The sequence below is a fragment of the Isoptericola sp. NPDC058082 genome, from assembly GCF_042885055.1.
Taxonomy (GTDB): domain Bacteria; phylum Actinomycetota; class Actinomycetes; order Actinomycetales; family Cellulomonadaceae; genus Isoptericola.
Genome location: NZ_JBHVSQ010000010.1, coordinates 1 through 14262, shown reverse-complemented (window position 1 = coordinate 14262; position 14262 = coordinate 1). Strand labels below are relative to the sequence as shown.

The 14262-nt window shown below is 76.2% G+C and carries 11 protein-coding genes; all 11 read right to left on the bottom strand.

Annotated features, from left to right (window positions below; genetic code table 11):
• Positions 1–7: 7 nt before the first annotated feature.
• The 11 genes from ACFVS0_RS14190 to ACFVS0_RS14140 all read right to left on the bottom strand — a co-directional run bounded on the left by ACFVS0_RS14190 (position 8) and on the right by ACFVS0_RS14140 (position 12715).
• Positions 8–1690, bottom strand: coding sequence for a CTP synthase (locus ACFVS0_RS14190; RefSeq protein ID WP_430551722.1), 1683 nt, complete (start codon positions 1688–1690; stop codon positions 8–10).
• Between the two features lie 58 nt (positions 1691–1748).
• The gene (gene murJ / locus ACFVS0_RS14185; RefSeq protein WP_430588311.1) at positions 1749–3410 is read right to left on the bottom strand and encodes a murein biosynthesis integral membrane protein MurJ; all 1662 of its coding nucleotides are present in this window, start codon (positions 3408–3410) and stop codon (positions 1749–1751) included.
• Between the two features lie 4 nt (positions 3411–3414).
• Entirely contained in the window at positions 3415–4317 is a 903-nt protein-coding gene (locus ACFVS0_RS14180) for a hypothetical protein (RefSeq protein ID WP_430562978.1), read from the bottom strand.
• Entirely contained in the window at positions 4317–5321 is a 1005-nt protein-coding gene (locus ACFVS0_RS14175; protein WP_430551719.1) for a copper transporter, read from the bottom strand. Before ACFVS0_RS14175 ends, ACFVS0_RS14180 begins: the two co-directional genes overlap by 1 nt.
• 90 nt (positions 5322–5411) lie before the next feature.
• Positions 5412–6605: a putative cytokinetic ring protein SteA gene (gene steA / locus ACFVS0_RS14170; protein ID WP_430551718.1), complete on the bottom strand. Its 1194-nt coding sequence runs from the start codon at positions 6603–6605 to the stop codon at positions 5412–5414.
• 5 nt (positions 6606–6610) lie between these two features.
• Complete coding sequence (gene recN / locus ACFVS0_RS14165; RefSeq protein WP_430565142.1) at positions 6611–8383, bottom strand: DNA repair protein RecN; 1773 nt, start codon at positions 8381–8383, stop codon at positions 6611–6613.
• Position 8384: 1 nt separating this feature from the next.
• Positions 8385–9350, bottom strand: coding sequence for an NAD kinase (locus tag ACFVS0_RS14160; RefSeq protein ID WP_430551716.1), 966 nt, complete (start codon positions 9348–9350; stop codon positions 8385–8387).
• On the bottom strand, positions 9347–10225 hold the full coding sequence (locus ACFVS0_RS14155; RefSeq protein WP_430588310.1) for a TlyA family RNA methyltransferase: 879 nt from the start codon (positions 10223–10225) through the stop codon (positions 9347–9349). Before ACFVS0_RS14155 ends, ACFVS0_RS14160 begins: the two co-directional genes overlap by 4 nt.
• A 26-nt stretch (positions 10226–10251) precedes the next feature.
• Positions 10252–10548, bottom strand: coding sequence for a hypothetical protein (locus tag ACFVS0_RS14150; protein WP_430588309.1), 297 nt, complete (start codon positions 10546–10548; stop codon positions 10252–10254).
• A 269-nt stretch (positions 10549–10817) separates the two neighbouring features.
• Positions 10818–11831, bottom strand: a complete 1014-nt coding sequence (locus ACFVS0_RS14145; RefSeq protein ID WP_430588308.1) for an HAD-IIA family hydrolase — start codon at positions 11829–11831, stop codon at positions 10818–10820.
• Positions 11828–12715 carry a hypothetical protein gene (locus tag ACFVS0_RS14140; RefSeq protein ID WP_430588307.1) on the bottom strand — a complete coding sequence of 296 codons (888 nt, stop codon included), beginning with the start codon at positions 12713–12715 and terminating at the stop codon, positions 11828–11830. Before ACFVS0_RS14140 ends, ACFVS0_RS14145 begins: the two co-directional genes overlap by 4 nt.
• Between the last annotated feature and the right edge of the window lie 1547 nt (positions 12716–14262).

The following is a 14262-nucleotide window of genomic DNA, read 5'->3' as shown; positions in this document are numbered from 1 at the left end:
GGCGCCGTCACGCGCCCTGGCGCTCGAGCGCCGCCGCGACCAGCCCGGAGAAGAGCGGGTGCGAGCGGGTCGGGCGCGACTTGAACTCCGGGTGCGCCTGGGTGCTCACGTAGTACGGGTGCACGTCCGCGGGCAGCTCCACGAACTCCACGAGCTGCGCGTCGGGGGACGTGCCCGAGAACACCAGGCCGGCCTCCTCGAGCTGGGCGCGGTACGCGTTGTTGACCTCGTACCGGTGGCGGTGGCGCTCCGACACCCGCTCGCTGCCGTACGCCTTGGCGACGACCGAACCCGCTCCGAGGTGGGCGTCGTACGCCCCGAGGCGCATGGTGCCGCCCAGGTCGCCGTCGCCGCCCACGATCGCCAGCTGCTCGGCCATCGTCGCGATGACGGGGTGCGTGCTGTTCGGGTCGAACTCGGTCGACGAGGCGTCCTCGAGACCGAGCACGTTGCGCGCGTACTCGATGACCATCGACTGCAGGCCCAGGCAGATGCCCAGCGTCGGCACGAGGTTCTCGCGCGCCCAGCGCAGGGCACCGACCTTGCCGTCGATGCCGCGCACGCCGAACCCGCCGGGCACCAGCACCGCGTCGACGCCCTCCAGCGCCTCCTGCGCGCCCTCGGGGGTCTGGCAGTCGTCGGCGGCCACCCACCGGACGCCCACCTTCGCGTCGTTGTCGAAGCCGCCGGCGCGCAGCGCCTCGGTCACCGACAGGTACGCGTCGGGAAGGTCGATGTACTTGCCGACGAGCGCGATCTCGACGTTGTGCTCCGGCTCGTGCACGCGCTCCAGGAGCTGGCTCCAGCCGTCCCAGTCGACGTCGTGGAAGGGCAGGTCGAGGCGGCGCACGACGTAGGCGTCCAGGCCCTCGGCGTGCAGCACGCGCGGGATGTCGTAGATGCTCGGCGCGTCGACCGCGTTGACGACGGCCTCGTTGTCGACGTCGCACATGAGCGCGATCTTGCGCTTGATCGACTCCGGGACCACGCGGTCGGCCCGCAGCACGATCGCGTCGGGCTGGATGCCGATGGAGCGCAGGGCGGCCACCGAGTGCTGGGTCGGCTTGGTCTTCAGCTCGCCCGACGGGCCGATGTACGGCACGAGCGAGACGTGCAGGAAGAAGCAGTCGTCACGGCCGAGCTCGTGCCGCACCTGGCGCGCGGCCTCGAGGAACGGCTGGGACTCGATGTCGCCGACGGTGCCGCCGATCTCGGTGATGATCACGTCGACGTCGGGGCCCGCCTGGTCACGCATGCGCGACTTGATCTCGTCCGTGATGTGCGGGATCACCTGGACGGTGTCGCCGAGGTACTCGCCGCGGCGCTCCTTGGCGATCACGCGGGAGTAGACCTGACCGGTGGTGACGTTCGAGGAGGCCGGCAGCTCCACGTCGAGGAACCGCTCGTAGTGACCGATGTCGAGGTCGGTCTCGGCACCGTCCTCGGTGACGAAGACCTCGCCGTGCTGGAACGGGTTCATCGTGCCCGGGTCCACGTTGAGGTACGGGTCGAGCTTCTGCATCGTGACCCGCAGGCCCCGCGAGCGCAGCAGGCGCCCGAGCGAGGAGGCGGTGAGTCCCTTGCCGAGAGACGAGGCCACACCGCCCGTCACGAAGATGTGCCGCGTCTGGTGCGTGGCACCCGTACGGCTGGAGGAGCGGGGCTGGAGTCTGTTCGCGGTGTCGGCCACGGAACTCCATCCTAACAGCGGGTCGGACGGCGGCACGCGGGCCCCGCGGTGTGTCTGGTCACTCCGCGGGTCGGTCGGCCGGTTCGGCCGGCTCGTCCGACGGCGCGGGGCCGCGACGCCGCACGATCCCCGTCACGGCGGACCGGTCGGCCAGCAGGAAGCCGCCCACGACGACGACGCCCCCGACCACGGCGGCGAGCACCCCGACGCCCAGCGCCGGGAGGATCGCGGCGTCCGCCGGGAGCAGCGCGCCCGACACCAGCGACCCCGCCCACGCCCCGAGCCCGGTCGCGACGACGAGCACGACGAGGGTCCGCGGGACGCCCCGCAGCGCCTCGCGCCCGGCGTACCGGCCCACGGCCGCGAGCAGGCCCGCCCCGGCGACGGTCATGCCCACCGCCGTGGCCAGCCCGAGCTGGGCGAGCACCCCCGCCTGGTCCCGGACGCCCGTCGCGGCGGGCAGCGCGAACGCCGCCACGGCCACGACCAGCCACCCGGCCGCCGTGACGACCACCGCCACCCGTTGGTGGTCGATCGCGTACAGCGCCCGCGACAGGTGCAGGATCAGCGCGAACCCGACGATCCCCGGCGCCATCCACGCGACGGCGTCGCCGAGCCCCGCGACCGACCCGCTCGCGATGCGCGCGAACACCGCCTCCACGGCCTGCGACGCGGCGACCAGCGCGCCCGCGCCCAGCCCGGACACCACGAGCAGCGTGCGGGTGGTCGTGGCGAGCAGCCCCCGGAACCGGTCGTGGCGACCGTGCGCCACGTGCTCGGCGAGGCGCGGGAACGCGCTCGTCGCGAGCGGGAACGCCAGCACGGCGTAGGGCAGCAGGTACACCTGCTGGGCGAACGTGTACGTGGGGAAGGTCTGCGACGGCCCGAACTGCAGGGCCGCGCCCATCACGGCGAGCACGGACAGCTGCTGCGCCACGAGGGCGCCGACGCCCGCCAGCGCGAGGTTGCGGGCGCGGGTACCCTCGCCGCCCGGAAACCGCAGCGTGGGGCGCAGCCGCGTCCCCGTCCGCCGCACCGGCAGCACGAGGGGCAGCGCGAGCACGGCGACGCCCGCCGTCGTGCCCCAGCCCAGCCAGCCGATCGCGGAGGTGGAGATCGCCTCGATGTCGTCCCGGTTCCCGCCCGCCATCGAGACGAACACGAGGTACACGACGATGACGGCGACGCTGGACAGCAGCGGGGCGAACGCCTGCCAGAAGAACCGCTTGTGGGCCTGCAGGATGCCGCCGAGCACCACCGCGAGCCCGTACAGGGGCACCTGGAGCGCGAACGTCCGCACGAACGTGGCGGTGACGTCGACGAGCTCGGGGTGCTTGGCCGCCATGAGCAGCGTCGCGATCGGCCCGGCCAGGATCGCGAGCAGGGCGCCGAGCGGCACGAGGACCGCGAGGGTCCACCCGAGCAGCGCCGAGGCCACCCCGGAGGTCTCCCGTGCGGAGCGCCGCGCGATCGGCCCGGCGAGCAGCGGCACGACGGCGCCCGCGAGGGCGCCGCCCGCGGCCACCTCGAACAGCACGTTCGGCAGCAGGTTGGCCGCGCTGTACGCCGGGCCGACGCCTTCGGTGCCCACCGCCCACGACAGCACCAACGACCGGGCGAACCCGACCAGCCGGCTCGCCACCGTCACGACGGTGATCATGACGGCGGCGCCGGCGAGCGTCTGGGTCGCCGCCCGCAGCCCGCCCGGGCGCGACGTCATGGGTTCACTCCCCCGCGGCGGGTTCCCGCGCCGGGTCCTGCGGCCGGTCCGGCGTCGCCGCCGGGCGGCGACCCCACCCGTCCGCGGCACGCAGCCACGGCGTGCGCTGGATGACGGCGGAGAAGCTCACGCGCTCGGACGCGAGGGTGAGCCCGACGACCGACGCCAGCGCGGCGAGGCGCACCCCGCGCGGGGCGCCGAACGCCCACTGCGCACCGACCAGCGCGCCGAGCGCGTTCGCGCCGCCGTCGCCGAGCATGTCGCGCTCGGCGAGGTCACCCGGCGCCGCGACGGCGGCCGCCCCGAGGACGACGCCGGTCCCCGCGCCGGCCGCGCCGCCCGCCACGGGCAGGCTCAGGGCCGCGGACGCCTTGAGCGCCCGGCCGGGACGCAGGTCGAGGAGGTTGAGCAGGTTGGCCGTCCCGGCCACCAGGGCGCCGTTCACCGCGACGTCCAGCAGGTGACCTGCCGCGCTCCCGCCGGGGCGACGACGGGTGCCGACCGCCGCGCCGGCGAGCGCCGTCGCGCCGATGCCGAGCACCTTGAGCCCGCCCGTCGTGAGGCGCCCCTCGGCGAGCGCGCCCAGGTGGCCGCGGAGGCCCTTGACGCGGGTGCTGGTGTCCTCGGCGAGGTCGTCGACGAGCCCGAACGCGGCCGCACCGGCGGTCGCGAGCGCGGCCCCGGTCCGCGCCCGTCCGCCGCCCGCCGCGAGGGTCCCCGCGACGAGCCCGGCCGCGACGGCCGGGCCCTCGAGCATGCTCACCGGTTCCCCGCGGTGGTTGGTGCGGGTCCAGCGCGCGGCGCCGCCGGGCGGGTCGGTCTCGAGCGCGCGCCGGGCGAGCGCCGTGCCCGCCGCCGCGACGGCCGCGCCGCGCAGCAGCGCGCCGATGCCGGTACCGCCCGCCATCAGCCGTTCCCCTGCGTCTCACCCTGCTCGACCACCGGCGGGAGGACGGACGCGCCCTCCTCGAAGCCGTACTGGTCGACGGCGCCGGCGTCCTGGGCCGCGATCGCGAGCGGCACGACGATCTGCCCCGTCGTCTGCTCCACCCCGCTGACCGTGCTCACCAGATCCCTGAGCCGGTCGTCGGCGCGGATCGTGGCGATCAGGTCCCCGTCCTGCGTCGTCGGCCCGGCGACCACCGAGGTCCCCGCGATCTCCGCGGACGTCCCCGCGAGCGCGGCGAGCGCGCCCATCCCCGTCTGCTCCGGGTCGGCGTCCTGCGTCTGCTCCTCCTCGTCGGCCACCGTGGCGCCGCCCGACAGCAGCAGGATCGCGTCCGCCGGCGCGCTCGGCTCGGCCACCTGCTCCACGAGGCCCACCTGCTCCAGGAGGTGCTGCTGCTCGAGGGCGGCCTCGCTGAACGAGGACGGGCCCGCGCCCGCCGGAGCGGCGTCGGTGAGCGCCACGGTGAGGGACGCCGCGAGCAGCTCGGCCGGGCCGGAGTCCTCGTCGATCACTCCCTCGACCGCCTCGGCGGGCAGCTTCTCGCGCAGCCCGTCCGCGACCGTCTCCCGCATGGTCAGCTCGTCGGCCGACGTCCACGACGCGGCCAGCCGCTCCTGCGCGACGACCGTGCCGTCCGCCGCCTCCAGCTGGTCCAGCACGGCCTTCCGGCTCGCGTCGCTCACCTCGTCCACCTCGACGACGGCGACGTTCATCCCCGCGAGCGACCCGGCGACCAGCTGGTCGCCTGCGGTCTCGATGAAGCGCCGCTGGTCCTGCGCCGTGGTCTGCGCCTGCCCGAGCTCCTCGCGCAGCGTGTTGCGCTCGGTGCGCAGCGCGTCCACCTGCTCGGTGAGCTGGTCCCCGAGCGTGCCCTGGAGCGGGCCGGCACCCAGGATGATGCCCACCGCGAGGGCGAGGAAGACGGAGATCAGCGAGACGAGGTGATACCTGAAGTCGATCACGGTCGGCAGAGGTTCCTTGTCAGGTCGGGGCGGTCAGGTCGGGGCGGTCGGGTCAGGTCGGGCGGGATGCCAGGGGGGCGCGCAGCAGCGTCACCCGCCGAAGAGGCTACCCACCCAGGAGACGAGGTCGTCGATCCGGGCACCGATCAGCCCGAAGAGCGTCTGCCCCGCGGCGGTGGACCACAGCGCCGCGACGACGGCGGCCACGCCCGCCAGGGACAGCAGCGTGAGCTGCAGGTTCGAGATCCGGGTGCGGTACAGCCGGGACACACCCTTGGCGTCGACGAGCTTGCCGCCCACGCGCAACCGGGTGAGGAAGGTGCTGGCCATGCCCGCCCGCCCCTTGTCGAGGAACTCGACCAGCGTCGCGTGCGTGCCGACCGCGACGATCAGCTCGGCCCCCTTGTCGTCGGCGAGGAGCATGGCGATGTCCTCGCTGGTCCCCGTCGCGGGGAACACCACGGGCTCGACGCCGAGCGCCTGCACGCGGTCCAGCCCGGGCGAGTTGCCGTCGCGGTACGCGTGCACCACGATCTCCGCCCCCGACGACAGCGCACGGTCGGACACCGAGTCCATGTCGCCGACGATCATGTCCGGCTTCCAGCCCGCGTCGATGATCGCGTCGGCACCGCCGTCGACACCGACCAGCACCGGCCGGTTCTCCGTGATGTAGGACCGCAGCATCGCCAGGTCCTCGCGATAGTGGTAGCCGCGCACGACGATCAGCACGTGCCGGCCGTCGAACTTCGTCCGCACGTCCGGCACGCCGACGCCGTCGAGCAGGAGGTCCCGCTCGCGACGCAGGTACGTCATCGTGTTCTCGGCGAAGTTCTCGATCTCCTCCGACAGCCCCTCGCGCGCCGCGACCATGTCGGCCGCGACGGTCTCCGGGGACTGGCGCACGCCCTCCGCCACGGTGGTGCCGTCGACGACCACGGTGCCGCCGTCGATCCGCACCGCGGCGCCCTCGGGCAGCGCCATCACGGCGGGGCCCAGGTCGTCGACCAGGGTGATGCCGGCGTCGACGAGGATGCCCGGCCCCGCGTTCGGGTACCGGCCCGACGTCGAGCGGGCGGCGTTGAGCACCGCCGCCGGGCTGACCGCCACCAGCGCGTCCGCCGCGACCCGGTCGATGTCCACGTGGTCGATGACGGCCACGTCACCGGCGTGCAGACGCTTCGTGAGGTCCTTGGTCCGCGATCCGACCCGGGCCGGCCCTGTCACGTCGGTGTTCTCGTCGCCGGCGTCGGGCGCACGCTCGGACTTGCGCAGGATCATTCTCATCGCCCCTATCGTCCCACGGTGGAGGACTCCAGGAGCTCGACCGCGTGCTGACGGGCGGTCGCGGACTCCTCCTGCCCCGAAAGCATCCGCGCCAGCTCGCGGACCCGGGCGTCGTCCGTGACCTCGCGCACGCCCGTCACCGTGATGCCGGCCCCCGGGTCGGCGCCGTCGTCCGCCGCGGCCCCGCCGCCCTCGGGGGTGGACTTCGTCACCACCAGGTGCGAGTCCGCGAACGCGGCCACCTGGGCGAGGTGCGTCACGACGACGACCTGCGTGCTGCGCGCGAGCACCGCCAGGCGCCGCCCCACCTCGACCGCCGCGCGACCGCCGACGCCGGCGTCGACCTCGTCGAAGACGAACGTCGGCAGGGGCGTCGTGGCCCGGCCCGATCCCGCGCCCGCCTCCACGCGCGCGGTGGCGAGCGCCACCTCGACGGCCAGCATCACCCGGGACAGCTCGCCGCCGGACGCGCCCTTGCCCAGCGGGCGGGCGGGCGCACCGGGGTGCGGCTCGAGCAGGAACGCGACCTGGTCGGCGCCCCAGGGCCCGGGCTCGTCGGCGGGCGCGACGTCGACGACGAGCCGCGCACCCTTCATGGCCAGCCCGGACAGCTCCTGCGTCACCGCGTCCGAGAGCGCCTCCGCGGCCTTGCGGCGGCCCGTCGTCAGCCGCTCCGCCGCGCCGGCGAGCTCGGCGTCCAGCTCGGCCGTGCGCTCGCGCATCCCGGCGAGCCGCTCGCCGCCGTCGTCGAGGTCGAGCAGGCGCAGCCCGGCGTCGCTCGCCCACCGCAGCACGTCGTCGATGGTCTCGCCGTAGCTCCGGGTGAGCGTCGTGAGCGCGGCGAGCCGCGCGTGCGCGGTCTCGAGGCCCGCCGGGTCCGCCTGCAGGTCGTTCACGTACGACGACAGCTCGGTCGCGACGTCGGCGAGGAGGTACCCCGCCTCGGCGATCCGGGTCGCGTGGCCACCGAGCGTCGGGTCGTCCGGGGCCGCGGCCTCCAGCGCCCGCCGCGCCCGCTCGACCGCCTCCACCGCGCTGCCGGCCGTCTCCACGTCGTCGCCGGCGACGGCGTCGTGCGCCTCCTGGGCCGCGACGCGCAGCTGCTCCGCGTTGCCCAGCCGCCCCACGAGTGCGGTCAGCTCGGCGTCCTCCCCCGGCTGCGGGTCCACGCGCTCCACCTCGGCCAGGCCGAGCCGCAGCAGCTCCGCCTCCCGGGCGCGCTCGGCGGCCCGCGCGGTGAGGTCGTCGATCTCCGCCAGGAGCCCGGCACGCTCGGACCACGCCGCCCGGTAGGTGTCGAGGTCGTCCTGGTGGTCGGGGCCGGCGAAGGTGTCCAGCGCCTCGCGCTGCTTGGCCGCCGTGCGCAGCCGCAGCTGGTCGGCCTGGCCGTGCACGGTCACGAGCTCGTCCGCGATCTCGGCGAGCACGGCCTGCGGCACGCCACGCCCGCCGAGGTGGGCGCGGGAGCGGCCTGCCGCCGCGACCGTGCGGAGCACCACGACGGTCCCGTCGTCGTCGACCTCGCCGCCCGCCTCGTCGACCCGCGCGGCGACGCCCGGGTGCGCGGCGACGCGGAGCCGGCCCTCGACGACGGCGCCGTCCGCGCCGGGTCGGACGGCGGCGGGGTCGGCCTTGCCGCCCATGAGCAGGCCCAGCCCGGTGAGCACCATCGTCTTGCCCGCGCCCGTCTCGCCCGTGATGACGGTCAGCCCGTCGGCCAGGGGCACCCGGGCGGCGCGGATCACGCCCAGGTTCTCGATCGCGATCTCCTCGAGCACCTCACGCCTCCTTGTCGTGCTCGTCGAGCTTCTCGTCGTCGCCCGGCCCGGGCGCCGGCGCCCGATGGTCCGGGCGCTGGGCCGCCAGCTCGCGCCATCCGACGACCGGCAGCGAGAACTTGGACACCAGCCGGTCGGTGAACGGCGCGGGCGAGAGCCGCGCGAACCGCAGCGGCAGCGCGCCCCGCCGCACCTCCACCCACGACCCGACCGGCAGGTCGATGCGCCGCCGGCCGTCGCAGGTCAGCACCGCCGGGACCGGGCTGCGCTCGAGCACCTTGACCGTGTACGTCGAGCGGGGGCCGATCACCAGGGGGCGCGCGAACAGCGCGTGCGCCGACAGCGGGACCAGCAGCACGCCGTCCACCTCGGGCCACATCACCGGCCCGCCCGCCGAGAACGCGTGCGCCGTCGAGCCGGTCGCCGTGGACATCACCACGCCGTCGCAGCCGAACGACGAGAGCGGGCGACCGTCGACGGCGATGCCGACCTCGACCATGCGCTCGCGCCGCGCCTTCTCCACGGTCGCCTCGTTGAGCGCCCACCCGGTCCGGGGGGTCTCCTCCCCCGGCAGGTGCACGGCGACGTCGACGACGGCGCGCTCCTCGACCTCGTAGTCGCGGGCGGCCAGCCGCCGCACCGCGTGGCGCAGGTCGTCGCGCTCGCTCTCGGCGAGGAAGCCGACGTGCCCCAGGTTGACCCCCAGGAGCGGGACCCCGGTGCCGTGCGTCAGCTCGGCGGCACGCAGGATGGTGCCGTCGCCGCCGAGCACCATGACGGCCTCGGAGTCCGTGACGCCCTCCCGGGCGCGCGCCGCGGCCATGTGGTCGCCGAACGACTCGGCGAGGTCGTCGTCGTGCAGGGCGACCTCGAAGCCCGCCTCGGTGAGCTCGCGCACGGCCTCGGACAGCGCCGCCACGGCCTCCGGGCGGCCCCCGTGGGTGACGATGAGGACTCGGCGGCTCACTGTGCTCCTCCGATGGGCAGGACGGGCGGGACGGACGACGGCGCGTCGGGGGCGCCCGGCTGCCAGGCGACGGCGGCCACCACGGCGTGCTCGGCCGTGTCGGCGGCCGCCGCCGCGGCCTCGCCGTCGGGGCGGAACCAGCAGAAGTACTCGCGGTTGCCGCTGGGCCCCGGCAGCGGGCTCGGCACCACCGCGCACGCGCGCAGGCCGTGATCCGCCGCGGCCCGCACGACGGCGAGCACCGCCTCGGCGTGCAGGGCCGGGTCGCGGACGACGCCACCGCTGCCGAGCCGCTCGCGGCCGACCTCGAACTGCGGCTTGACCAGCAGCAGGGCGTGCCCCTCCGGGGAGAGCACGGCGGCGAGCGGGCCCAGCACGAGCGTGAGGGAGATGAAGGACAGGTCGCCCACCACGACGTCGGGGGCGCGCTCCAGGTCGGACGGCGTGAGGTCGCGCAGGTTGAACCCCTCGACGACCGTGACCCGGGGGTCGGCCCGCAGCGACGGCACGAGCTGGTCGTGCCCGACGTCGAGGGCCACCACGTGCCGCGCGCCCCGGCGCAGCAGCACGTCCGTGAAACCGCCGGTCGACGCGCCGACGTCCAGGCACCATCCGCCGTCGACCGCCCGCAGCAGCTCCTGCCCGGCGGGGTCGTCCGCGAGCGCGTCGAGCGCCCCGGCCAGCTTGCCGCCGGCGCGCGACGCGTACGCCTGGTCCTCGGGGTCCGGGAGCACCGTGACGGACGCGCCGTCGGGCACGGGCGCGGAGGGTTTCGTGACCACGCGGTCGCCCAGCCGTACCCGGCCCGCGTCGATCAGCTCGACCGCCTGCCGGCGCGACCGGGCCAGGCCGCGGCGGACGAGCTCCGCGTCCATCCGGACGTCCGTGCGTGCCACCGCCGTCAACGCCGTGGCCCTGCCGCCGGGCCGTCGTCCTGCCCGGCGTCCGGTGCGCCGTCGAGCCGTGCGCGCAGCGCGTCGTGCACCGCGGCGAACCGCTCCACGTGCTCGGCGACGGGGAGGTCGTCCAGGCCCTCGAGCTCGTCGACACCGGTCCGCGGGCCGGTATCGGCGCCGGGGGCGCGGGGAGGCCGAGGGGTCGGCCGGGCCGCGGCGGGAGCTTCGGCAGCGGGTGCGGTGGCGCGGTCGGCCGTCGGGTCGGCGGGCACGGCTCCGGTCGTCGGCTGGTCCTGCGTCATGGTCCCTCCCTGCCGCTCACGGTCGTGGTCTCGTCGCCGGCACCCGGGCGGGTGCACGCGGACCGCCGGTCCGAGGGGCGGCTGGTCGCGCGGGATGTGCCGCCGTCCGAGGTCCGGGTCCACGCTACCTGCTGGCGCGGGCGTCGAGCGCACGACGCACAGCCCGCGACCAGGTCCGTCGCGACCGTTCCCGAGATGTCCTCCGCCGCCCGCGCCCACCGGGCGGCGGCACGACGGCGGGGCGTGCCCCGGGCCCCGCGACCGCGCGGTCAGGCGCGCAGCTCCGGAACGGTCGACGCCGCCGCCGGGGCGCCTCGGTCCGCGGCGTCCCACGCGGCAGCGCAGGCCGCGCGGACGACGTCGATCCCCTGCGGGCCCCGACGATCGAGCTCCAACGCCCCGTCCACCACCCGTGCCGCGCGGCCCTCGCACGTCCACCAGCCGTCGGTGGATCGCTCCGGGAGGGGGTGCGGCTCGAGCAGGGCGCGCAGGTCGGCGCCGACGAAGTCCGGGCGCAGGCCGGGCTCCGCGAGCACGGCGTCGCGCGCCGTGGACACACCCGTCAGCACGTGCAGGCCGGGAATGCCGCCGGCGCGGGCACCCGCGAGGTCGGTGTCGAGGCGGTCCCCGATCACCAGCGGGCGTTCCGCGCCCGCCCGGTCGACCGCCAGGCGGTACATCGTGGGTGACGGCTTGCCCGCGCTGTCCGGCTCGACCCCGGTGGCGGCCACGACCGCCCCGACGAGCGCCCCGTTGCCGGGAGCGAAGCCCCGCGCCGTCGGGAGCGACAGGTCGAGGTTGCTCGCCACGTGCCAGGCACCGCCGGCGACCGCATAGGCCGCCTCGGCGAGGTCGCTCCAGGCCAGGCCCGTCGCGTAGCCCTGGGCGACGGCGTCGGGGGCGTCGTCGGCGGAGTCGACGACCGTCAGGCCCGCTCCGGCGACCGCCGTCCTCAGGCCCGCCCCGCCGACGACGAGCACGCGGGCGCCGGGGTCCAGTCGCGTGCGCAGCAGCGCCGCGCACGCCTGGGCCGCCGTCATGACCTCGTCCGCGTCGGTCGGGATGTCCAGCCCGGTGAGCTGGCCTGCCACCTCCTCGGGCTCGCGCGACGCGTTGTTCGTCACGAAGACCAGCCGCAGCCCTGCGGCCCGTGCCGCCGTCAGGCTCTCGGCCGCGTGCGGGATGGGCAGGTGACCCTTGTAGGCGACACCGTCGAGGTCGACCAGGGCCAGGTCGTGCGCCGCTGCGAGGGGGCCCGTGCTGCCCGACAGGGACGCCGTCATGCCTGGCCCGCGTCCGTCCCGGGCTCCTTCGCCTGCTCCGTCCGGTCGGTGTCGGACCCGGCGACGTCGGACCCCGCAGCGTCCTCGGCCTCAGCCCTCTCGCCGTCGTCGTCCACGCCGACGGCAACCGCGTCGTCCGCGTCGCCGGGGTCCGCGGCCGCGTCGTCCGCGTCGCCGGGGTCCGCGGCCGCGTCGTCCGCGTCATCCGCGTCGTCCGCGTCGTCCGCGTCGACGGCATCCTCGTCGTACGTGTCGTAGACGACGACGTCGTCGGACTGCTCCGGCACGCCGGAGGCGCGCGCGAGCTCGGCCGGGTCGACCCCCGCCAAGAGCCGTGCCGCCTCCTCCTCGCGGCCGGCCGCTTCCAGAGCCGCCGCGCGGGCCTGGAGCACCCGGAGCCCGAGGTCGCCGCGCCGCTCGGCAGCGGGGATCCGGTCGAGCACGGCGAGCGCGGCGTCGTGCTCCCCGAGGTCGCTGCGTGCTCCGCTCGCGACGATGGCGAGCTCGGTGCGCCCCTCGGCGTCGAGCGTGCGCGCCTCCTCGCTCGAGGCGAGGGCGAGCGCGCGCTCGGGGCGCCCGAGGCCACGCTCCGCGTCCGCCATCAGCGGCAGGTGCTCGGAGGAGCCGTTGAGACGTCGCACCGTGCGAAGCTCCCGCAGCGCCTCGGCGAAGCGCCCGGTCCGGTACGCCGCGATGCCCGCAGCCTCCCGGACGACGTCCACCCGGCCGCCGCGACGCACCGCTGCCTGTGTGTGCTCGTACGCGCGCTCGGGGTCGACCTCGAGGAGCCGCCCCGCCATCACGAGGTGCAGGCCGATGCGCTCGGCGTTCTCCTTGGTCAGCCCGCGCAGGCGGCCGCGGACGTCGCGGCTGAGCTGACCCATCGACGCGTCGTCGGCGATCTCCGGCTCCACGACGCGGGGGCGCCGCTCCGCACCCGCCGCGGGCCGTGCGGGTCGTCCCGGACCCGCCGCGCGCCCCTGGCCGTCCGAGCGGCCGCGCCCTCCACCGTCCGGTCGTCCGCCGGAGCGGTAGTCCGGACGTCCGCTGCCGTCCCGGTCCCCGCGCGCGGGGCGACGGTCGTCGTCGCGGTCGCGACGCGGGCCGCGAGGGCGGTCGTCGCGGGTGTCGCGGGTGCGGCCGTACCCCGAGTCCGGACGGCGTCCGGTGCGCTCGCCCGAGCCACGCGCGTCGCGAGCCTCGCGCTCATCGGGCCGGCGCCCCTGGCGCGCCCGGTCCTCACCGGCACCGCGAGCGTCGTGCCCGCCCGGCCGACGTGCCGAACGAGGACGCTCCTCGCGGGCGGTGTCCCGGTCCCGAGAGTCTCGCCTGTCCGTACGGTTCGCGGCCCCGCCGCGGTCCTCCCGTCGGCCGTAGCCGTCGCGGCTCAGGTCGCGGCCCCGGCCGGGGCGGTCGTCGCGCCACTCCCGCGCACCGCCGTCACGGCGGTCGCGCGAGCCCCGGGCGTCGCCGCCCGACCCACGGCCGTCCTCCGGCCGCCGGCCGGTGCGCTCCCGGTCGCCGCGCGACGGGCCGTCGGCACGCCCCCGGCGCTCCGCACCACCCGCGCGGTTCTCCCGGTACTCGCGTCCACGACCGCCGGGCGCCCCCTGCCCGTCGCGGGAGGAGCCACCACCCGCCGGCCGTGCCCCGCCCTGGCGCGCGCCCGGACCACCCGCGCGCTGCGGGCGATCGCCGCGGCCCGACGCCCCCGACGACGAAGACGAGCCGCGACCACCGTCACGAGCTCGATCGCGTGAGCCGTCACGGGACGACGATGCGCGACCCCCCGCACCGCCCCTGTTTCCGTCCCGCTCTGAATCGCTCACGATCTTCCTTTCCGACGCCGACACGAGCGGTATTCTCCCACGCCACGCTGCTCGAAGAGCGAGTGCACGGCCCTCACCGGATGTGACGGCAGGCACGGACACGGCACCCCTCGGGCACCGGCTCAGGCACGATCGCATGCCCCGTCGATCCCCGCGCACCGCGCGGTCTTCCCCGCGATCCATGCCACCACGCCACACCCTCACCCGCCACGGACCCGACCAGCAGACCGCGTCCCGGATGCCGCCGCGCGCCGTGCAGGCGGCCAGTGAGGCGCGGACGCGACGGACACGGAGTAGTGGGGTCGGTGGTCTTCAAGGTGCCGCCGCCGTCGTCCGCGCCCGACCATCGGGGCAGGCCGCCGGCCCACGCCAGGGCCGACACGGGAACACCGTCGGCGCGGGAGCGGGCATCGCCCGGTCCGTCGAGGCGCGGTAGGCACGCCGCGAGGCGGACCGGCAGAACCCCGTGGCCGTCAGGGCGGGAGATCCTCGGGCTGCCAGGTGGGGGTTCGGGGGTATGCGAAAGGCCCACCCCGGTGTGGGGTGGGCCTTTCGTGAATGGGTGTCCGGCGGCGTCCTACTCTCCCACCCCCTCGCGAGGG

Bases quoted from the DNA above. Each gene is read 5' to 3' on its own strand.
- murJ (WP_430588311.1), bottom strand. From the start codon at position 3,410: ATGACGTCGCGCCCGGGCGGGCTGCGGGCGGCGACCCAGACGCTCGCC.
- ACFVS0_RS14140 (WP_430588307.1), bottom strand. From the start codon at position 12,715: ATGGGTCAGCTCAGCCGCGACGTCCGCGGCCGCCTGCGCGGGCTGACC.
- steA (WP_430551718.1), bottom strand. From the start codon at position 6,605: ATGAGAATGATCCTGCGCAAGTCCGAGCGTGCGCCCGACGCCGGCGAC.
- ACFVS0_RS14150 (WP_430588309.1), bottom strand. From the start codon at position 10,548: ATGACGCAGGACCAGCCGACGACCGGAGCCGTGCCCGCCGACCCGACG.
- ACFVS0_RS14155 (WP_430588310.1), bottom strand. From the start codon at position 10,225: ATGGACGCGGAGCTCGTCCGCCGCGGCCTGGCCCGGTCGCGCCGGCAG.
- ACFVS0_RS14145 (WP_430588308.1), bottom strand. From the start codon at position 11,831: ATGACGGCGTCCCTGTCGGGCAGCACGGGCCCCCTCGCAGCGGCGCAC.
- ACFVS0_RS14180 (WP_430562978.1), bottom strand. From the start codon at position 4,317: ATGGCGGGCGGTACCGGCATCGGCGCGCTGCTGCGCGGCGCGGCCGTC.